We start from the raw sequence: 21690 nt of genomic DNA, 5'->3' as shown, positions 1-21690 counted from the left end.
ATTACAATTATAACCTATCGTAATCCCAAAATATCGCTTTTATTATCTAAATTAATTGTCTTTTTTTGGCGTAATCAAATTTAATCCCAAAACAAATCTTCTGCGACTTGATCTTCTGAAAATAACCAAACTTGAACAATTTTACCATCAAGAACTTCATACAAATCGTTTCCGTTCATTTCAACTGACTTGTTACCATTTTTTGCGCTAAATCTAACTGGACAAGAAACGAAATTCCCATTAACCATCATCTCTCCTGCGGGTTTAATAGCTAATGAACCTTGTGTTACTGCCATCATTTCAGATAACATTTTACCAATAGCTTCAAGACCTGTTTGTGTACCTGAAAATTTGTTGTTTCCTGGTTGATGCCATTTTGCATTTGGATTAAAATGCGAAAATGCTGTTGGAACATCACCTTTTGAAAGAGCTATTGAGTAAGCTTCTACTACTTCTTTTGCTGTCATATTTTTAGTTTTTAAATTATTACAATTATCTATTAAGAAATTCATTAGTGTTTATCACATCAGCATAGAAAAAAGATAAAGCACTTAAAAATGCGTTGTGAGCATCTTCTGCTTTTACTGTTTTACCGTTAATCTCTAAATTTCTGGAAGCACAAGCATCTCCAATTACCGTGCATTCAAATTCAAAATCTTTTGCAGCTCTCACGGTAGCATCAACGCACATATGTGTCATCATACCTGAAACTACAAGCTCTGTTATATTTTGAGATTTTAGGTATTCGAAAAGATCGGTATCTCTAAAACTATTTGGGTAATATTTTGTAATTACTTTTTCCCCTTCTAATGGTTTTACATTATCATGAATTTCTTGTCCTTTTGTTTCTGGTAGAAAAAAAACAGAACCTGGCGCAACAGAAAGATGCTGTATGTGAACGATTGGTAGATTTTCTTTTCTGAATTTTGACAAAACGAGTTTGGTGTTTTCGCTTGCTGGTAAAGAACCTACTAACTCCATTGCTCCATTTTCGAAATAGTCATTTTGAATGTCTATTATTATTAATGCTTTGCTCATAAATTTTATTTTTTAATAAAGTTATTTGTGCAAAGTTAACAATTAACTTACCTTTGTACAAGTACTTACCAAAAAGTAAAGTACTCACTAAATAGTTAGAATTAATTATTACTTATGGAAAATAACCTAAAAATAAATGAAGCTTTTGGCGAAAAATGTCCCGTTAGAGCTTCTTTAGCACTTTTAAGCGGTAAATGGACATTAATGATTCTATTTCAAATCAATGAAAATGTTATGAGATATGGCGAACTGAAAAGAGCCGTTACTGGCATAAGTGAAAAAATGCTGATACAAGAACTTAACATGCTTGTTGAAAACAAATTAGTTAGTAAAGAAGTTTATCCACAAATTCCACCTAAAGTAGAATACAGATTAACTGAATTGGGTTTAAAAACTTTACCAATAGTTGATCAACTTGCTGAATTCGGTTTAGCAAATTTAGTTTAGTTTTAAAAGCACGAACCGCTAACAGGCGTTTGGCAAGATTGCGAATTTTGTAGTAATTACACGTTTATTTCTCGCAAGAAATTTTATCTTTGATAGAAAATAATCAGTTCCGAAATTCGCAACCTCGCCAAGCGCCGGAACGTTAGTGGCAAGGCTAACAGACCGCAGAACAAAACAAAACCGTAAGACAAAAATATGACAAAAATAATCGTAAGACCAGCAGCTTTAGTTAAACAAGGACAACTGACACTTTATTCAACTTCATTGAAAGTTTCGGACTTGTTAATTCCAAACTTTTACAGCGTTGAGACTTTAGACCCAGATGACGACAATGACAAAGGTTATCAAAGACTTTTGAACCGAGCGAGAGCAAAAAGACTTGCAGACTACATTATTGACGGTCAAGAAACAAAAGACGCTTTTTTACCAACAAGTATATTTATGGCTACACATAAAAATATTGACTTCAATCCAACCAACAACACTATTGAAATCAACATTGATACAATTGGACCTTTCAGCGTAGTTGACGGACAACACAGAGTTGAAGGCTTGAAAATGGCAGCTGAAAAAGACACAAGAGTTTTAGACTTTGAAGTTCCTGTTAACATTGCTATCAATCTTCCTAAAATAGCTCAAATGTGCCATTTTCTTATTGTGAATACTACGCAAAAAAGTGTTGAGAAAGGAGTTGAACAAAGGATTTACCAAAGACTAACTCAAGCCTTGGAAATAGAAGACATTCCAAATTTGCCAAAATGGATTTCTAAGACAATTGAAAAAGGAGAAGATGATTTAGCATTAAAGTATGTTGACTTTTTAAATTCTGACCCTGACAGCCCTTGGCTCAACAAAATCAAAATGGCTAATCAAGAAAGCAATGACGGAAGTATCAATCAACAAAGCTTTGTAAAGTCAATCAAAAAATATGTTTTGGTAGCAAACAACCCAATTACCATTCAAACGGCAGACAAACAACACAAGATATTTTTAAACTATTGGAAAGCAATCACAAACATTTTAGGAATTGAAGAACCTACTGTATTGTTCAAGTATAATGGAGTTGAATTGTTCTGCAAATTTTCCGTTCCGTTTTTCAACAAGATGATAAATATGCCTGACTTTAAGGTTTCAACAATGCAAAGTCTTTTAGAGCAAGCTTTTGAAGAAGTTGAAGGCGACTATGCAGGTGTAGGACATACTGACTTTTGGACAAAAGGTAGCACAGCAAGTTTTTTAAATTCAGGTGCCTTAAACGTGATTAATGCTGAAATGGTAAAAGCATTACATAAAACTAATTTTCAAAGAGACATTGAAATATGAAAGTTGAAGAGTTGACACCAAAACCGATAGACAAAGTGCAGTTTAAACTTGCATCTTTTAAATCAGTGCCACACGACAATGGCTGTTACATTCTGACAACCTTTGAAAATGACATTCTCTATATTGGTTTAGCTGTAAATCTGAATAATAGATTTAAGCAACATTTGGAAAATCCAGAAAAGACAAATCCAACTTCAGAAGGAAAAGCCATTTGGTTTTACTATACAACTTTCGACCCTAAAAATTTACCAAAACTTGAACGAACTTGGTTAAATCAGTTTACAAATATTCACGGACGACTTCCAATTTTAAACAAAGTAAACTCGCCAATAAGCTGACAATGGAAAGTATAATAAGTATAGACGGAAAAGGAAGCCCAGCCACTAACAGCCGTTTTGCAAAAGCGGGGGTTTCGTGCTTCTATGACAGTGAAGTGCTAAATTCAGGTTTTGTGCTTCTAATGAAGTTTAGTGCTGAAAATCCCCGCCTTCGCAAAGCGGCAAAACGTTATATGAAACCTATTGAATTACTAAATGGAAAAAGAAACAAATCCAGATGAATTTTACGCATCACAACGTGTTGTTGGTAAAACATATTTTTCAGAAAGTTTTGAGACACAATTCTCCAAATTTAAGAAAAAATTTGCTCATAAAATCTTAGATTTCGAAGGTAATGAGTTTCTTTTAAAAGATGAAACAACGTTAGGTTATTCAATAAATGGTTTAAGACAACTTAAGGCATTATTTTTACAAAATGAAAATAGATCAATTGAAAAACTAATTATTCAACAATTTGGACCACAAAATAACCCAATAAAAAACGTTACAAAAGAAGCTTCATTTCATCGAGCAGAAGTTGAAAATCTTTATAAATTTCTAAAAAGTATAAAAGAAGTTGAATTTCCATCAGACCATACTTTTAATGTTAATGATGAAACACTTTCTAAAATGCTGCTAAACAAAGAGCAAGCAACTAAAATAATCGCAGAAAACATTGAAATTCTTCAAGAAGCATTAAACAATAACATAACTTCAAAAGATTTAATAAATTTTGGATATAGAAAAAGTCAACTTGAAATTTTCCACAAACTACTTCATCAAGAAGGTTATTTTGAAGAATATAAAGAAGCTCTAAAAGAAAAATTAAATAAAAATCAAAATGATGAAGCAGTTTGGCAAAAATTCTTTGAAAAAAATACTTGGATTTTAGGTTATGGTTTAGACTATATTTTCAATTCGGAACTTGATTCTAAAAAATTAGAGCAAGTTACTTCTGGTTCAGATTTTGCATCTAATGGCAAAAGAATTGATGCTTTACTAAAATCACAAGGAGCAATTAATTCATTATGTTTTTGTGAACTAAAATTAGACACTCATAAATTACTTAAACAAGTAAAAGATGCGTATCGTGAAGAAGCTTGGCAAATTTCTGATGAATTATCAGGAGCTATTGCTCAAGTTCAGAGAACTATACAAAAAGCAATAAAGGAAATTTCAACAAAAACAGAAACCAAAGACCACCAAGATTTTTTGACAGGTGAAACTTTATATTTGTATAATCCTAAGGCTTTTATATTAATTGGAAACCTAAATGAATTTATCAAAGATGACAGAATTAACGAAATTAAGTTTTCATCTTTTGAAATGTTCAGAAAGAACTTAAAAAATATTGATATAATTACTTATGACGAGTTATATCAAAGAGCATTTTATATTTGTAATAAGAAAGAAACAGATTTAGGCTTCATATAACAAAGAACTGTGCTTAAAAACAAATAAAAAATGATTTATTTTTAGTTTTTAACTACTAGTTTACTTCTATAGTTTTCATTGTACTCTACTCCTGACTTTGCTATTGCAAATGCTTGTTTTAAAAGCTTGTTGCATACCGCTATTAAAGCTAGTTTCTTGCTTTTTCCTTTGTTAACTATTCGTTCATAAAGTTCCCTACAAGCTTTATTGCATTTACAAGCAGTAAAACTGCACATAAACAGTAAATTTCTGAGTTTGGAATTACCAACTTTACTTATCCTAACCTTTCCTTTTATACTACTTCCTGACTGCCTAATTACTGGAGTTAAACCACAAAATGAACACAATTGTGAACTGTCCTCAAAACGTTTAAAACCATCTGTTAAAACTAAAAGCATCATCGCTGTTTTACGTCCAATTCCTGGAATACTCTCTACCTTAGTCAACATCTCTTGTTGTTCTGATTTGACCAAAACCAACAACTCTGCTTCTAGCAAACCAATCTCTTTTTGTAAATGTTTTAGAATCTTCTTTAATGAACTAACCACTATTTTACAAGGATTACCCAATACCTCCTCTGCTTGTATTTTATTCTTTAAAGCAGCACTTTGCTTGGTATAAGTGTCTAATAATCTCAACATTTGCAAACACTGTGTCTGGTATTTTGAATAACCAAACCATAAGGGAAGCTCTTGTTGCTGACCATACAAACAAATCATCTTAGCATCTGATTTATCCGTCTTTACCCTACTCAGTTTCATTTGAATAAAGCGCTTTATCGATAACGGATTTTCTACCGATACTGCAATATGATGATCTACTAAAAAATATGCCAATTGATAATGATAATAACCCGTTGCCTCCATAACACAATGGGAAGTGGCATCCAACAATTTCAAAAACTTTAAAAAGTCTTTTAAATTGTTAGAGAATTGATAATAATTACCTGAACAATCTACAACATCAAATGTATCTTTACTGATGTCAATACCAAATGTTTTTTTATCTTTACTCATAACAAAATTTTTTTGGAAAGGACAGACTACTTGATTTTCATCACCTTAAAATCGAGATTAAATCTCACAGAACTGTTCGAAATTTAAGTAGAAAAGAGAGGGGATTATCACTGTTGACGGAATCTATAGTTCCTGCGGTTATCGTAAACCTTACTCCTCTCTTTTGTTCTTTCTGTTTATAATATAAATTTATCAATTGTAAACTTAAGGCGGTTTCACGAAATGGTGAGAATATTACTAAATTCATATTTATTTTTCGCTTTTAAACTCTATCTTAGTGGAAAATAAATCGTCCCGAAGTTCACCACTTCGTGAAGCCGGCGGGACGTTAGCGGTTATTGCAAAACAAAACCCAAGAACAATTATTCACAATAATCCAAATATTTTAAACAGTAAACAAAAATTAAATTAAAGAACGAAAAATGAATGTAACAATTACCATTATGACAGCAGTGTTACTGCTCACTTTGTTTTCTCCTTTTGGGGTTTATTATGGAGTAAAAATAGCAAAGAAAAAGGATTATAAAGCCCATCGAAAAATCCAAAATATTATTTTTATTGTCTGTGTTATCGGAGTATTAGCTTTAGAAGGATTAATTCGTTCAGAAGGCGGATCTGGCAGCTTAGCTTCTTCAAGTAATTTTTATGATACTAAATTCTTTAAAATTACTTTATACTCTCATATTATTGTAGCAATTCTAAGTTACTTACTATGGGCAATTCTGATTATAATTTCCAATAATAAATTCCAAAAAAGTCTTCCTGGGAAACTGTCAAAATTCCATAAAACAACAGGTTATATTATTTTTGGTGGCTTAATTTATACAGCAATTACAGCACTTTTAGTATATATGATGACTTTGAATATTATATAAATATTGTTTGAAATCTTCCATAAGCTTAATACGCTGAAAAAACAACAAACCGCTAACATTGTATAAGCGTAATGCGGGATTTATTGCTAAATTGAAAAATTATTCACGCAATAAAATTCAGGATAAAATGAAAATCCCGTATTCGAAAACCCGCACTACGCTTATACTTGACCGTTATGCCCAATGCTATGACGACCGTGCAAAATGACTAACCCACTCCAAAAAACGACAAAAAAAGTTTAACTTTGTAGAATAAAATTTTATAATAAAAGAAGATGAGTTATTACGACAGAATAAGAGAATTAACAAAAAATGTTCCTGTAGAATTGGTTGACTTTGAACAACCAAGAGATTTGGCAAGAACACCAACACAAGCATCTTCAAACTTTATTACAAATAAAGAACAAGGTGATTGGGCTGAAAACCTTGTCACAAGAGCAATAAATGAAAATTCTAAAAACTTTGTCGCAGTAAAATATGGCAAATCCGATGATTTAGTAGCTGGAGAAGATGGATTTGATACTTTTTATCAAGATTTTCAAACAGAACTTGACACAATTGGAAAGCGACCTGATTTACTTATTTTTAAGAAATCTGATTTTGACGATAATTTAGGATTTGACATTAGCCAAATTCCACATAATCATATTACAGATTATGTAAAAAAAGCAATTGCAGGAATTGAAGTTCGCTCAAGTGCTTTTTTAATTGACAAATATGAGGAAGCAATGCAAGTAAGAACTCAAAAGTTCACTGAAATTGCTTTTCAAACTAGAGATATAATACTAGCAGAATTTATAGATGTTTTAGAACATCCAAGTAGAACAAAATACATTACTTTATTAAGCACATTAACTCCTGAAACTATTTCTATTTTTGATTTCAAAGTTCCAGGTTGGAGGTCAAATGAAAGACTTATAGAAGTAAATAATTTATTCAAAAGATTAAAAGTTGCTATAAAAGAAATTCAAAAAAGAGACTACCTTTCAATAACACCAAAAGTTGAAGACATTAAAGTTGTTTACAAATGGATAGAAACATTCAATGTACCACATTTTTATTTTCAAGTATTTTTTGATAAAGTATTTGGTATTTCATTTGAACAAATTCTAACAATTATCTCCAATTCTGATAATGATGGCGTAATTTTTTCGGTTGAAAAAGATGTACAAAATCAAAATAAAACAACAATAAAAATCAACTCAAAAACTGGTTATCCGATTGCTTCAAAGGTTGATGAACCAACTCACGAAAGTATCAGAAAAGAAATGGACAGAGGGCGTTTGTTGTTTTATGTAACATTTAAAGGTGGAACCGCTTACCTTGATTTAGATAATTTACGAACTATTTTAGGAATTGAAGAAGCTGAATTTTAATGGTAGAAACAACGGAACATATTATCAATAATTCCATTGAAAGTGATTACTCAAAATCAATTTCTTTAGAGCATCGTAAAAGATTTGCACAATTTTTTACGCCTTTTTCCATTGCTAACGCAATGGCTAAATGGATTTTAGGCAACAAACAATTAAAAACTGTACTTGAACCTGCTTTCGGTCTTGGTGTTTTTTCAAGAGCAATTTTAAGTCAAAATAAAGAAATCAATATAAAAGGGTTTGAAGTTGATGAAACTATTTTCGGAAACGCAAAAGAATATTTTGATGATTTTGAAAATGTAAATCTTCATTTGCAAGATTATATGTATAATGATTGGAAAAACAAATATGATGGGATTATTTGTAATCCGCCGTACTTTAAATTTCACGATTACGACAATAAAAATATTTTAAAAGAAATTGAAACCAATTTGAAGTGCAAATTGAATGGTTTTACAAATCTATATACCTTATTTTTATTAAAATCAATTCATCAATTAAGTAAAAATGGACGTTGTGCTTATATAATTCCTTCCGAATTTTTAAATTCGGATTATGGAAAATTAGTAAAAACTTATTTAATAAAAAGTAAAACATTAAGACATATTATTGTAATTGACTTTGAAGAAAACGTATTTGATGACGCTTTAACAACTGCATCAATTATACTTTGTGCAAATGACAATTTAACAGATAAAGTTCAGTTTAGTAATATCCAGTCATTACAAGATTTAAGTAAGATAGATGAAATAATAAATAAATATCCGAACCTTTCAGAAACAGAACAGACATATAGTTTTACTGAATTAAATCCAGAGATTAAATGGAAAGCTTACTATCAAAAGCAAAATAGCATTAAATTTAAAAATCTTGTGCCATTTTCGACTTATGCAAAAGTAGTTCGTGGCATTGCAACAGGTTCTAATGAATATTTTACTTTTAATCTTTCAAAAGCCAAGGAATTTAATATTGACGAACAATATTTATTACCTTGTATTTGCAGTGCAAAAGATGCCAAAACATCATTTTTCACTAAACAAGATTTTGAAGAATTAAAGAAAAGTAACAAATCTGTTTTTCTTTTTAACGCTCAAAATTCAACTGATAAAAATATAAGTTCATATATCCAAAAAGGTGAAAGTGAAGAGATAAATAAACGCTTTCTTACTGCAAGTAGAACTCCTTGGTATTCATTAGAAAACAGAAAACCTGCACCAATTTGGGTTTCTGTTTTCAATCGGTCAGGTTTGCGGTTTATTAGAAATGAAGCTAATATTTCTAACTTAACTTCATACCACTGCATTTATCCAAAACAAACAAGTTTGTTTTCTGAAATTGATATTGATTTACTTTTTGCTTATCTATTAACAGATACTGCTAAACAAATTTTTGAAGACAACAGTAGACAATATGGTAATGGACTTCAAAAATTTGAACCTAACGACCTCAATAAAGGAATGATGCTTGATTTAGGATTACTTGACAAACAGACATCAAATGATATTTTAAAACTGTATAAGGAATACAAAAGTTTAATTCTTGACAATAAAAATGGAGATGAAATAATTTATAAAATAGACCAAATATTAAAAGAAAAATATAGCGAAAAAAAGCACTGGGCATAACAGCAGTTTGGCAAAATGGCGGGTTCAGTGCTAAATTGAACATTTGGTTTTCAAATGAACATTTGTGTTAAATTGAAAGTAAGTGCTTCTAAATCCGCCACTTCGCCAAGCTGCAAAACGTTATGGGCGATTTTAAGAACGACACCACCACTAACAAACAGACAAAAAATAGAAATGAGTTTTTACGCAAAAATCAAAGACCAAGTAACCGAACTGACCGGACAGTTCAACTACCCAAATGACGGCACTGCATTCGGACATTTTATTTTACGTGAGTGCTTCAACAAAATCATAGACTTTGAATATGATGGAACGGACTATGACAGTTTTATTAAAGACCATATTGTTGATATGGCAAACGACTTGGGAAATGATGCAATTTTTACCAATCAAAAAAACCGTGAAATAATTGTTTTTCAATTCAAGTATTCCAACGGACAGCTTTTAAACACCAATGAAATCAAGAAAAACAAAAAATTCGTTGACTGGATTTTAAACATAAGTCCAGACCATTTGACACCAAACCCAAAACTGAAAAAGATACTTGATGAAGAAATTTCGCTAATTCTAACGCCTGAGAATATAGCAACAAACAATTACAGTGTTAGCTTCTACTACATTGACAACGGATTTGAAGGAACAATTAAAACAGATATAAAAGCCCTTTACACCAATTACAATGACAAGGGCATTAACTTTCAAATCAAGTTTTACAACTATGAAGAGCTTGAAGAACTCTATGACGACATAGAAATTCCTAAGAATGAAGTTACTTTGAAAGTTGTTCCAAATGAATACTTCATTAAAAAGGTAAGCTATCACGACACTATTGAAACACCAGTTGAAACAATCGTAACAAGTATTATGGCTAATTCATTGAAGCCAATAATTGAAGAAAAGAAAGAGCTAATACTTGCCTTGAATGTTCGCTATTACAAGGGTGAAAATGACATAAACTCAAAAATAAAAACGGAATATTCCAAAGGGAAAAAATCAAATTTTTGGATTTTGAACAACGGAATAAATGCCGTTTGTGAAGATTTTGAAATTGACAACGGTTCTTTAAAAATCAAAAACTTTCAAATCGTTAACGGTGGACAAACAACAAAGACACTTACAAGAATTGTCAATGATTTGCCCGATGAAGTCCAAATATTAATGCGACTTACGAAAATCAAAGACAAGACACAGACCTCAAAAATTTCAATGGACATCGCTGTTGCAAGCAACAGTCAAAATGCAATTAGTGCAAGGGACTTGCATTCAGGCGACAGAATACAAAATAAAATATTCGCCAATCTTGATGCAGTTGGTATCTTCTACGACAAAAAGGACGGAGAATGGGCGACACTTTCAAAAAAGAAATACCGCAATCCATTTGGCAATAGTCCAATGCATTTGAAAATACACAACACAGACTTAGGTGTAGCATATCTATCTTTCTATTTACAAGTTCCAATCTCAACGGCTGGTAGACACAAACTTGTTTTCTCTGAAATATACTATGACCAAATTTTCAGTATGACGACAAACGAAGACGACCAATTTTATAAGCTAATGTTGGCTTACAGAATAGCGGAACGAGTAAATCGTATCAAGACAGAAAAAATAAACAGTTACGAAATTCTTCAGAACAACTATATCAATGATGTTCTAGTAGCCTTAGCAGGTATTTACTTTTTCAAAGACAACCTAACAAAAATTGCGACTGTTGAAGATTTGACAGAGAAACTCAAAGAAGTAAAAGGACAACCTAACATTAACTCAACAGAGAAATATACATTAAATCTTGACCCAACTTTTGACGACTTTATACTTAAAGAAATAGGTTCAGTTCAAAACATACTTGACGTAAAAAAAGAAGCAAAGAAAGAATTTGCTAATGCTGACTGGATACCAAACGACACCAACAACTGGTTAAAGAAGGACGGAACTTACAGAGAAATTTATGAGAAGGTCATTAAAAAATTGAAACAGTAGTGGTGGACGGACAAAGAAAAACCGCCTATAACACGGGTTTTGCGTCAGGCGGGCTGACGTGCAAACTTGTAGCTTTGTGCTACTATTAAACTTTAGTAAAAAATGAAACTTTGTGCTCCGAAACCCGCCCGAACGCAAAGCCCCAAAACGTTAGCAGTAATGATTTTGACGCACATCTTAAAAAAGTAATTATGAATAAAAAAGCAAAAAAATGGTTTTTAATTTTAAGCATAATTCTTATTTCGACTTTCTTATTTTTTAAAATAAATCAGAGAATAAAAATAATAGAACTAACTTCAATTAATGTTGAAACGGAAAACGAAATTGACGTTGAAAAGGTAAAAATTTATCAAGGTTACTATACAATAAACAGAGAAAATGACGCCGAAATTTTCAATGATAAGTCTGCGAAAATTGTATTTGACGGAAAATCTAATGGAAGAGCAAAAACTGAATACGGCGAAAATGATTTCTTGCTAATCTATGACAATAAATATTACTTTCAATTCAGACAATTTTGTACGAATGACAATGATTTTTATGAATACAATCTCAAACTTTTAAAAAAGGAAAATAAATTATACTTAAATGCAGAAATAAGTAGCGGAATGAAATTTGAAAAACCACTAAACTTAATAAGCGAAGCGAAAAATTTAAGATGCAACGGAAAAATAGATGACGAAAAAGGTTTGTATAACGGAATTGAACTTAAATAAAATATCACTACTGCTAACAAGCGTTTGGCACAATTGCGAAATTTGTAGTAAATTCACGTTTACATTTCGCAAGAAATATTAACTTTAAAAGAAAATAATCAGTTCCGAAGCTCGCAACTGACGCCAAGCGCCGAAACGTTAGTAGCTAGTTATACCGAAATTACGCAGATAAAAATAATTAGGAATAAACATTTGTTTTCGCAGAAACTTACAAAGCAGAAGCGTGAAAATTGGATTTTGAAAAGCAGAAAACTAAAAAGCGTTGCGCTGAAAATTCTAAACCGAAAAGTAAAATTGGAATGTGAATATCAGAAACGTGAAAGTTGGATTTGCTAACAGAAACTGGAAAAGCAGAAACTGGAAAATTGGAATCGAAAAGTAGAAACCGAAAAAACAGAAAAGCAAAAAATAATAAGCCGAAAATTACGAACCAAAAAGCGAAACTTGAAAATTGGAATTTGCCAACAGAAGCGTGAAAAGTTTGCGGTTAAATTCATAATTTCGGTCAAAATAACCAGCTACTAACACTTGCTACAAGAGATTTGGGCAATTGGTTTAATTTAAAAATGGTCTTGTATTTGGAATGTTTTGGCAAATCCGAAAATAAGGCTTTATTTAATCCCAAACCTCTTGTAGCAAGGGGACGTTGTGCGACACCCTTGCCGAACTGACCGCAAAAACCAAACTTCCGAAAATATTTTGGACTTTATTTGTCCATTTTAAAAATAATTGTATCTTTGGACAAAATATGACCAAATGACTACAATTAAAAAACATACATCTTTTGGCGAACTTTTGAGAGGTTTGAGAGAGGAAACGGGACAGACTTTAAAAACTGTTGCTGAAAATTTGGAAATGGACACTTCCCTACTTGCGAAAATTGAACGCAACGAAAGACAACCAACAAAATTAATTATAAGTCAAGTAGCTGAATATTTTAATGTTGATAAAAAAGAATTGCAAACTGAATTTTTAAGCGACCAAATCGCTTATAAAATTTTAGACGAAGAAGCGGACATTGAAATCCTAAAAGTTGCTGAAGAAAAAGTAAAATACCTAAAAACTGTGAACAATGGAAAATAAAATAAAAGTTGTCGAATTGTTTGCAGGTGTTGGCGGTTTCAGACTTGGATTAGAAGGCTGGAACGGAAAATCTGCGTCTTCAAATTACAAAGAAAAATTTGAAAGTCCTTACGAAGTTGTTTGGAGCAATCAATGGGAACCTTCAACAAAAATTCAACACGCATCTGCTGTTTACGAAAATCGTTTTGGTATGGACAACCATTCCAACAAAGATATTGCAAGCGTTGAAGTTTCTGAAATTCCCGACCACGATTTGTTGGTTGGCGGTTTTCCTTGTCAAGATTATTCGGTTGCAACAACACTGAAAAATTCTAAAGGTTTAATCGGTAAAAAAGGCGTTTTGTGGTGGTCAATTCACAAAATTCTTTCAGAAAAAGAAAACAAACCAAAGTACTTGTTTCTTGAAAACGTGGACAGACTTTTAATTTCGCCATCAGGACAACGTGGACGAGATTTTGCAATTATTCTTCAAAGTTTAAACGAATTAGGTTACGCTGTAGAATGGCGAGTAATAAATGCTGCTGATTTTGGAATGCCACAAAGACGAAGAAGAATTTTTATTTTGGCATATTTAAACAATACCGAAATTTACGAAAACATTAAAAACATTAAACCAATCGAGTGGATTTTGGAAGACGGAACGTTGGCAAATTCTTTTCCTGTAACAACCGAAAACAAACTATTCCCAAAAGAATTTAAACTAAAAGGCGACATTGTTTCTATTTCGGAAAACTTCAATAAAAACGGAAAAACAGGAATGTTTGAAAACTCTGGATTGATGATTGACGGAAATGTTACAACCATAAAAACACAACCAAATTACGAGGGAAAATTTACAATTTTAAAAGACTTAATCCAAAACGGAGAAGTTACCGAAGAATTTTATATCAGCAATGAAGAACTTGACAAATGGAAATATTTGAAAGGTCCGAAAAAAGAAATGCGTAAAAATGCAGACGGTTTTGAGTACAATTATAGCGAAGGTGGAATGATTTTTCCTGATCCATTAGACAAACCATCACGAACAATTATAACAGGCGAAGGCGGAAAATCTGCATCAAGATTTAAACATGTTATTCAAACGCCAAAAGGTTTTAGAAGATTATCGCCAGTAGAATTAGAGCGTTTAAATATGTTTCCGGACGATCACACAAAATTAAACGGAATTTCAGACACAAAACGAGCGTTTTTTATGGGAAATGCTTTGGTTGTTGGTGTCATAGAAAAAATAGGAATTGCTCTAACAGAAAAAATAAAGAATGAAGTTACCGTATAATCCGAGCGACAAAAACTCTGTTATTGAGTACGCAAAAAAATTGAAAGGAAAATCTTTACGCCAAGTTTGTGACCCAACAATTTTGGAGCATTCTTATTCAGGTAAAGGAAATTTTGGACAAGTTTTAGAAAAATTTTACTTTGGTTACGAACCCAATTCAACAGCAGAAGCCGATTTTGCTCAAATTGGAATGGAGTTAAAATCTTCGCCTCTAAAACAACTTAAAAATAATGAATATCGTTCAAAAGAGCGATTGGTTTTAAACATCATCAATTACTTTAATGTTGTAAACCAAAATTTTGAAAATAGTGATTTCATTAAAAAGAATGCAAGCATTCTTTTGATTTTCTATTTGCATCAAGCTGGTTACGACATTTTGGATTTAATTATAAAGTTGGTTGACGAATGGAGTTTTCCATCAACAGATTTAGAAATCATCAAGAAAGATTGGGAAACAATCACTAAAAAAATTGCTGACGGAAAAGCACACGAACTTTCGGAAGGCGACACTTTTTATCTTGGAGCTTGCACCAAAGGTGCAAACGCTTCATCGGTAAGAAAACAACCTTTTTCTGAAATTCCTGCAAAACAAAGAGCATATTCATTTAAGCAAGGTTATGTTAATCATATAATTGCATCAATTGCAAATGAACCAACGGAAATTTATGGTAAATTAATTTCATCGGTTGCTGTTGCAAAAAAACAGACAATTGAAGAAATTGTAATTTCAAAATTCAAACCATATTACGGAAAAACACAAGAGGAAATTGTGAAAAGTTTGAAAATTGAAATCAACACAAAAGCAAAAAGTTTTTATGCAAACTTGACAAAATCAATTCTTGGAATTTCTCTTGACAAAGAAATTGAAGAATTTGAAAAAGCAGAAATTATTGTAAAAACTGTTCGCTTAAAAGAAAATAATTTGCCAAAAGAAGACATTTCTTTTCCAACATTCAAGTACGAAGAAATCGTAAATGAAGATTGGGAAAACTCTGATTTTAAAGACATTTTAGAACATAAATTTTTGTTTGTATTCTTTCAATTTGAAAACGAAAAATTGGTTTTACGAAAAGTGAAATTTTGGAATATGCCTTATACAGATTTGCTAGAAGTTGAAAAAGTTTGGACAAAAACACAACAAATCGTTGCAAAGGGAGAAATAGTAAAAGGTTTCAAAACAGACAAAAATGGAAAAGTAAGTCGTGAAACTAATTTTCCAAACAAAGAATTTAGTAAAATATCACACGTTCGACCTCACGCAAAAGATGCTTCCGACACATATTCGTTACCTAAAAAAGATAAATTGACAAAAGAAAATGAATACACAAAACATTGCTTTTGGCTGAATAACAGCTATGTGAGAGATGAAATATATTTGAAAAAATGAACGGAATAAAAAAGGGCGATCGCACAACAGCAGTTTGGCAAAATGGCGGGTTCAGTGCTAAATTGAACATTTGGATTTCTAATAAACATTAGTGCTAAATTGAAAGTAAGTGCTTCGAAATCCGCCACTTCGCCAAGCTGCAAAACGTTAACCGCAACTACCAAAAAACGAGACGCTTAAAATATTTTTGATTAAAAGAAAACACTACAATTATATGTTAGTTCCTAAAATAAAAAAACCTCATATTTCTATGAGGCTTCTTATTATTGAGACTGACCAGATTTAAACCCTGCCTTTTTCAGGCTGTCCAGATTTTAACCCTATCTCATTATCGTATAACGTCCCGCAGGATTAATATTCTTATTTGATAATACAAATGTAAAACAACTGTATAATTAACTACTATATTATCTATACTATTATCTTATAGTATTACACATATGAATAATTTTTTTCTATCGTTATAAGTTTCTTATTCTTCTGCTCTATAACTATCCACTTCAACAACTTTAGAATTAACAAGTCGATAAAGAGTTGAATCATCATCTATAAACTCTATTGCATATTGATTATCACCTAAATTAAATCCTTCTTTACTCATTGCAGTAACGATAGTTACTTCAAGTTTATTTAAACTAATAAAGTGATATTCAACTACTACATTTAGTGTTTCTTTATCATCAAACTTTTGTCTTAATACAACTCTTAAATTTCTCCTTCTATCTTTAGGTGGTGGATGATTGACAAATAATAAATCCCTATGTTTTAAAGCATAATACATTAGATACTTATATGACTTAATAACTAGTGGCTCAACAAATTCAAACTCTATACCTTCTCTTTCTCCATCGCCATCACCCTTGTGTAACCTATCCCAGTAATGTTTATCATACCAAAACTCTACTTGAAGTGTTTCAACAAAATTAGTATGATGTCTTACATTATTAGAAGAGCAATTCTCGTGCCAAGCTTCAGAATCTACTACAACTTCACCTTGCTGTTGTGGTCTAAAGATTCTATTTCTTCTTTCTCTCCTATTCATTAATATTGGTTTTTAATAGATTGCAAATATACATAACAAAACAATCTTCCTTTATATTTACACTAAAAACAATCTTCAAATCAACTTGTTTAAAAATGAAATAAGTAGCAGCGGTTAACAAAGAACTGTGCTTAAAAACAAATAAAAAATGATTTATTTTTAGTTTTTAACTACTAGTTTACTTCTATAGTTTTCATTGTACTCTACTCCTGACTTTGCTATTGCAAATGCTTGTTTTAAAAGCTTGTTGCATACCGCTATTAAAGCTAGTTTCTTGCTTTTTCCTTTGTTAACTATTCGTTCATAAAGTTCCCTACAAGCTTTATTGCATTTACAAGCAGTAAAACTGCACATAAACAGTAAATTTCTGAGTTTGGAATTACCAACTTTACTTATCCTAACCTTTCCTTTTATACTACTTCCTGACTGCCTAATTACTGGAGTTAAACCACAAAATGAACACAATTGTGAACTGTCCTCAAAACGTTTAAAACCATCTGTTAAAACTAAAAGCATCATCGCTGTTTTACGTCCAATTCCTGGAATACTCTCTACCTTAGTCAACATCTCTTGTTGTTCTGATTTGACCAAAACCAACAACTCTGCTTCTAGCAAACCAATCTCTTTTTGTAAATGTTTTAGAATCTTCTTTAATGAACTAACCACTATTTTACAAGGATTACCCAATACCTCCTCTGCTTGTATTTTATTCTTTAAAGCAGCACTTTGCTTGGTATAAGTGTCTAATAATCTCAACATTTGCAAACACTGTGTCTGGTATTTTGAATAACCAAACCATAAGGGAAGCTCTTGTTGCTGACCATACAAACAAATCATCTTAGCATCTGATTTATCCGTCTTTACCCTACTCAGTTTCATTTGAATAAAGCGCTTTATCGATAACGGATTTTCTACCGATACTGCAATATGATGATCTACTAAAAAATATGCCAATTGATAATGATAATAACCCGTTGCCTCCATAACACAATGGGAAGTGGCATCCAACAATTTCAAAAACTTTAAAAAGTCTTTTAAATTGTTAGAGAATTGATAATAATTACCTGAACAATCTACAACATCAAATGTATCTTTACTGATGTCAATACCAAATGTTTTTTTATCTTTACTCATAACAAAATTTTTTTGGAAAGGACAGACTACTTGATTTTCATCACCTTAAAATCGAGATTAAATCTCACAGAACTGTTCGAAATTTAAGTAGAAAAGAGAGGGGATTATCACTGTTGACGGAATCTATAGTTCCTGCGGTTATCGTAAACCTTACTCCTCTCTTTTGTTCTTTCTGTTTATAATATAAATTTATCAATTGTAAACTTAAGGTGGTTTGGCGCCATTGTGGGTTGCTGTTTAAGTAGTTTGCCGATTTTCCGCTGGAAAATCTTATCTTAGCGGAAAACAAATTAGTCACGAAACCACAACGGACTGCCAAGCCACGGGACGTTATAGGCAATTTTAAACACCACCACAATTAAATGAAACAGGTTAAAGAAACTGAAAAGTTATTACTTTTCGAGGAAGAAACTGGTACAACAAAAAAAATTTACAGACAGAGTAAAGAAGACGCCGATGCTAAAAAAATTCTAATTTACTCATATGTGAAAAACAATATTGAATACGAATTTGAAGGAACTACGATAAAAAAAATTGTCGTTGAAAACTCTCATGAAATTCCAAGTTTTTTAGGTGCTTTTGGATATGGGTTTCAGGAAAAAAGTTTCAACAACTATTTTAAATTCAATTTTACTAGTGCTGAAATAGATAAAATTGTTTTGAGCGAAACCAAACCATCATCAAAATCGGGAAAGTCATTAATATTAAATTACGACGATGTTGAAAGTCTTTTAACTTCAATAAACCAAGAACAAAGAGCTTGCAATGACACAAAGAAAATATTGATTAAGAACTTGATAGTTCAAGCATTTCCAAAAATCAATTTTGACTTTCAAGAAACAAATAATAATAAAGATTTAATATTAAGAAACTTAAACGATAAGCTAATCGAAAAATTAACTGCTTCTGAAATTCAACAAATTGGGGATTTCTATGTTAAAGCGGCGAGAAAATTTAAAGCTGGTCATATTATAAAAAAAATGACAGCGGGATTACTCAAAAATGCTCAAATCCTCACTTTACATGAAATAATCTTAAAATATGAAAAGCTTTTAAAAGATAATCCTGCAGAAAGCGAATGGCAAAAGTTTTTTGATGAATATATTACTCTTTTTGATAGTCGTTATGTTCACAAAATAAATTATAAAAACATTGCAACCGGACTTACTAAATTTCCAGATTTAGTTTTAGTAGATATTTATGGATATATTGATTTTTATGAACTCAAAAAAAGTGGAACAGAATTGATTCAATATGACAAAAGCCACAAAACATGGTATTGGAGCAAAGATGTTTCAATGGTGATTGCTCAAGCTTCAGATTATTTACAAAAAGCAAAAGAGAATGCTTTGAGTTACTCAAAAGCAATCAAAACAGAAACTGAAACAGAAACCGAAGAAGGTTTAGAAGTAAATATTATTAATCCAAGAGCAATAATAGTTATTGGCACAACTAGTCAATTAGATACTGAAAAGAAAAAGCATCATTTTAAAAACTTAAGAGAGAGTTTAAAAGATATTGAATTTGTATTGTATGATGAGTTGTTAGAAAGGCTCAAAAATCTTTTGGATACTATAAAAATAGATAAATAAAAACTGCCTATAACAAAGAACTGTGCTTAAAAACAAATAAAAAATGATTTATTTTTAGTTTTTAACTACTAGTTTACTTCTATAGTTTTCATTGTACTCTACTCCTGACTTTGCTATTGCAAATGCTTGTTTTAAAAGCTTGTTGCATACCGCTATTAAAGCTAGTTTCTTGCTTTTTCCTTTGTTAACTATTCGTTCATAAAGTTCCCTACAAGCTTTATTGCATTTACAAGCAGTAAAACTGCACATAAACAGTAAATTTCTGAGTTTGGAATTACCAACTTTACTTATCCTAACCTTTCCTTTTATACTACTTCCTGACTGCCTAATTACTGGAGTTAAACCACAAAATGAACACAATTGTGAACTGTCCTCAAAACGTTTAAAACCATCTGTTAAAACTAAAAGCATCATCGCTGTTTTACGTCCAATTCCTGGAATACTCTCTACCTTAGTCAACATCTCTTGTTGTTCTGATTTGACCAAAACCAACAACTCTGCTTCTAGCAAACCAATCTCTTTTTGTAAATGTTTTAGAATCTTCTTTAATGAACTAACCACTATTTTACAAGGATTACCCAATACCTCCTCTGCTTGTATTTTATTCTTTAAAGCAGCACTTTGCTTGGTATAAGTGTCTAATAATCTCAACATTTGCAAACACTGTGTCTGGTATTTTGAATAACCAAACCATAAGGGAAGCTCTTGTTGCTGACCATACAAACAAATCATCTTAGCATCTGATTTATCCGTCTTTACCCTACTCAGTTTCATTTGAATAAAGCGCTTTATCGATAACGGATTTTCTACCGATACTGCAATATGATGATCTACTAAAAAATATGCCAATTGATAATGATAATAACCCGTTGCCTCCATAACACAATGGGAAGTGGCATCCAACAATTTCAAAAACTTTAAAAAGTCTTTTAAATTGTTAGAGAATTGATAATAATTACCTGAACAATCTACAACATCAAATGTATCTTTACTGATGTCAATACCAAATGTTTTTTTATCTTTACTCATAACAAAATTTTTTTGGAAAGGACAGACTACTTGATTTTCATCACCTTAAAATCGAGATTAAATCTCACAGAACTGTTCGAAATTTAAGTAGAAAAGAGAGGGGATTATCACTGTTGACGGAATCTATAGTTCCTGCGGTTATCGTAAACCTTACTCCTCTCTTTTGTTCTTTCTGTTTATAATATAAATTTATCAATTGTAAACTTAAGGTGGTTTTGCGCAATTTGGGCTTTAAGGCTTAATTTAAAGTTGGTTTTGTATTTGTAAACTTAATCTTAAATCGTTAGTTTTGGGAAAACTTATCCCAAACTTCGCAAAGCCACGGGACGTTAGCACTAATTTTACAGCGAACGGAGAATTTAACAACTTAAAAACATGAAAAGTTCAATAATATTATTCATTTTATTTGCGTTGACAACTAATACAAGTTGTTCGCAACAAAAGAATAGCGAAAATTTATATTTAAAAAATTCAGTTGAATATTCGATAGAAAATGTAAGTAATAGTATAAATCCATTAATCAAAAAAATAAATATTCTTTTAAACGATGGAGAAATAGATAACTTATCAATGAACGAATATTACAATTGTAAAAAAACTTTGAAAGCTCAAAATGAATTTTTGAATGAATTAGTTGAAGTTGACAATGAAATAAAACTTAAAGAAAGTACAATTAAATATTTGGAAACAGTTGAAAAAATACTTGATAGTTTTATTCTTCCAATTATAAAACACTTAAATGAACCAAATCAAAACGAAATATTCGATGCAGAAAAACTAAAAGAAGGACTTTTGTTAATTGAGAAATCTGTTAAAGAAACGTCTGAATTAAGTAACAATCTTGACAAGTTTTGCGAGAAATATAAATTAGCGAGAAAGATGAGCGATTTTGAAAAAAAAGATTTAAGCCAGAAAATAGAAAATTTGAAATCTAAATTAAAAAACTAGTGCTAACACACGTTTGGCGCAATTGCGAATTTTGTGGTAAATTCACGTTCAC

The 21690-nt window shown here is 31.2% G+C and carries 21 protein-coding genes; 15 read left to right on the top strand and 6 right to left on the bottom strand.

Translation table 11 applies throughout. The annotated features are described in order from the left end of the window. Positions 1–80 precede the first annotated feature (80 nt). Together LJY17_RS00670 and LJY17_RS00665 are read right to left on the bottom strand one after the other, a co-directional pair. On the bottom strand, positions 81–467 hold the full coding sequence (locus tag LJY17_RS00670) for a nuclear transport factor 2 family protein (protein ID WP_264541950.1): 387 nt from the start codon (positions 465–467) through the stop codon (positions 81–83). Positions 468–492: 25 nt separating this feature from the next. Next, positions 493–1038, bottom strand: a complete 546-nt coding sequence (locus tag LJY17_RS00665; RefSeq protein ID WP_264541949.1) for a cysteine hydrolase family protein — start codon at positions 1036–1038, stop codon at positions 493–495. 114 nt (positions 1039–1152) lie between these two features. Here LJY17_RS00665 and LJY17_RS00660 point away from each other — a divergent pair, with 114 nt between their 5' ends. From LJY17_RS00660 to LJY17_RS00645, 4 genes are all read left to right on the top strand, one after another. Then, positions 1153–1485: a winged helix-turn-helix transcriptional regulator gene (locus LJY17_RS00660; RefSeq protein WP_264541948.1), complete on the top strand. Its 333-nt coding sequence runs from the start codon at positions 1153–1155 to the stop codon at positions 1483–1485. Positions 1486–1680: 195 nt separating this feature from the next. Further along, entirely contained in the window at positions 1681–2808 is a 1128-nt protein-coding gene (locus LJY17_RS00655; protein WP_119966006.1) for a DGQHR domain-containing protein, read from the top strand. Then, positions 2805–3146, top strand: coding sequence for a GIY-YIG nuclease family protein (locus LJY17_RS00650; RefSeq protein WP_119966008.1), 342 nt, complete (start codon positions 2805–2807; stop codon positions 3144–3146). Before LJY17_RS00655 ends, LJY17_RS00650 begins: the two co-directional genes overlap by 4 nt. 195 nt (positions 3147–3341) lie before the next feature. Then, positions 3342–4559, top strand: a complete 1218-nt coding sequence (locus tag LJY17_RS00645; protein WP_264541947.1) for a Shedu immune nuclease family protein — start codon at positions 3342–3344, stop codon at positions 4557–4559. A 41-nt stretch (positions 4560–4600) separates the two neighbouring features. Here the strand turns inward: LJY17_RS00645 and LJY17_RS00640 are convergent, their stop codons facing one another. Beyond that, entirely contained in the window at positions 4601–5575 is a 975-nt protein-coding gene (locus tag LJY17_RS00640; RefSeq protein WP_264541936.1) for an IS110 family transposase, read from the bottom strand. 277 nt (positions 5576–5852) lie between these two features. Between LJY17_RS00640 and LJY17_RS00635 the strand changes: the two genes are divergently transcribed. The 9 genes from LJY17_RS00635 to LJY17_RS00595 all read left to right on the top strand — a co-directional run bounded on the left by LJY17_RS00635 (position 5853) and on the right by LJY17_RS00595 (position 15893). Next, a complete protein-coding gene (locus tag LJY17_RS00635; protein WP_264541946.1) occupies positions 5853–5987 on the top strand; it encodes a hypothetical protein in 135 nt (44 codons plus the stop codon). Positions 5988–5997: 10 nt separating this feature from the next. Further along, the gene (locus LJY17_RS00630; protein ID WP_264541945.1) at positions 5998–6450 is read left to right on the top strand and encodes a DUF420 domain-containing protein; all 453 of its coding nucleotides are present in this window, start codon (positions 5998–6000) and stop codon (positions 6448–6450) included. A 275-nt stretch (positions 6451–6725) separates the two neighbouring features. After that, entirely contained in the window at positions 6726–7826 is a 1101-nt protein-coding gene (locus LJY17_RS00625) for an AccI family restriction endonuclease (RefSeq protein WP_264541944.1), read from the top strand. Continuing rightward, positions 7826–9451 (top strand): HsdM family class I SAM-dependent methyltransferase, encoded by a 1626-nt coding sequence (locus LJY17_RS00620; protein WP_264541943.1) that lies wholly within the window; start codon positions 7826–7828, stop codon positions 9449–9451. The genes LJY17_RS00625 and LJY17_RS00620 overlap by 1 nt, the downstream gene beginning before the upstream one ends. A gap of 174 nt (positions 9452–9625) precedes the next feature. After that, complete coding sequence (locus LJY17_RS00615) at positions 9626–11431, top strand: AIPR family protein (RefSeq protein ID WP_264541942.1); 1806 nt, start codon at positions 9626–9628, stop codon at positions 11429–11431. A 191-nt stretch (positions 11432–11622) separates the two neighbouring features. Beyond that, a complete protein-coding gene (locus LJY17_RS00610; protein WP_264541941.1) occupies positions 11623–12147 on the top strand; it encodes a hypothetical protein in 525 nt (174 codons plus the stop codon). Positions 12148–12903: 756 nt separating this feature from the next. After that, positions 12904–13230, top strand: a complete 327-nt coding sequence (locus tag LJY17_RS00605; protein ID WP_103727046.1) for a helix-turn-helix domain-containing protein — start codon at positions 12904–12906, stop codon at positions 13228–13230. After that, positions 13220–14506 carry a DNA (cytosine-5-)-methyltransferase gene (gene dcm, locus LJY17_RS00600; protein WP_264541940.1) on the top strand — a complete coding sequence of 429 codons (1287 nt, stop codon included), beginning with the start codon at positions 13220–13222 and terminating at the stop codon, positions 14504–14506. The genes LJY17_RS00605 and dcm overlap by 11 nt, the downstream gene beginning before the upstream one ends. Then, positions 14490–15893, top strand: coding sequence for a Sau3AI family type II restriction endonuclease (locus LJY17_RS00595; protein ID WP_264541939.1), 1404 nt, complete (start codon positions 14490–14492; stop codon positions 15891–15893). Before dcm ends, LJY17_RS00595 begins: the two co-directional genes overlap by 17 nt. Positions 15894–16365: 472 nt before the next feature. On the opposite strand, the gene LJY17_RS00590 is transcribed toward LJY17_RS00595, so the two are convergent. Continuing rightward, the gene (locus LJY17_RS00590; RefSeq protein ID WP_264541938.1) at positions 16366–16935 is read right to left on the bottom strand and encodes a hypothetical protein; all 570 of its coding nucleotides are present in this window, start codon (positions 16933–16935) and stop codon (positions 16366–16368) included. Between the two features lie 159 nt (positions 16936–17094). After that, positions 17095–18069: an IS110 family transposase gene (locus LJY17_RS00585; RefSeq protein ID WP_264541936.1), complete on the bottom strand. Its 975-nt coding sequence runs from the start codon at positions 18067–18069 to the stop codon at positions 17095–17097. Between the two features lie 362 nt (positions 18070–18431). Here LJY17_RS00585 and LJY17_RS00580 point away from each other — a divergent pair, with 362 nt between their 5' ends. Then, positions 18432–19661: a Shedu immune nuclease family protein gene (locus LJY17_RS00580; RefSeq protein WP_264541937.1), complete on the top strand. Its 1230-nt coding sequence runs from the start codon at positions 18432–18434 to the stop codon at positions 19659–19661. A gap of 54 nt (positions 19662–19715) precedes the next feature. Here the strand turns inward: LJY17_RS00580 and LJY17_RS00575 are convergent, their stop codons facing one another. Beyond that, positions 19716–20690 carry an IS110 family transposase gene (locus tag LJY17_RS00575; RefSeq protein WP_264541936.1) on the bottom strand — a complete coding sequence of 325 codons (975 nt, stop codon included), beginning with the start codon at positions 20688–20690 and terminating at the stop codon, positions 19716–19718. A gap of 375 nt (positions 20691–21065) precedes the next feature. Between LJY17_RS00575 and LJY17_RS00570 the strand changes: the two genes are divergently transcribed. Then, entirely contained in the window at positions 21066–21638 is a 573-nt protein-coding gene (locus LJY17_RS00570; RefSeq protein ID WP_264541935.1) for a hypothetical protein, read from the top strand. The last annotated feature ends 52 nt before the right edge of the window (positions 21639–21690 follow it).

The organism is Flavobacterium hankyongi (assembly GCF_036840915.1).
GTDB classification, from domain to species: domain Bacteria; phylum Bacteroidota; class Bacteroidia; order Flavobacteriales; family Flavobacteriaceae; genus Flavobacterium; species Flavobacterium hankyongi.
Note: the sequence above shows the minus strand (reverse complement) of the source record. Positions and strands in the feature narration are given on the sequence as shown.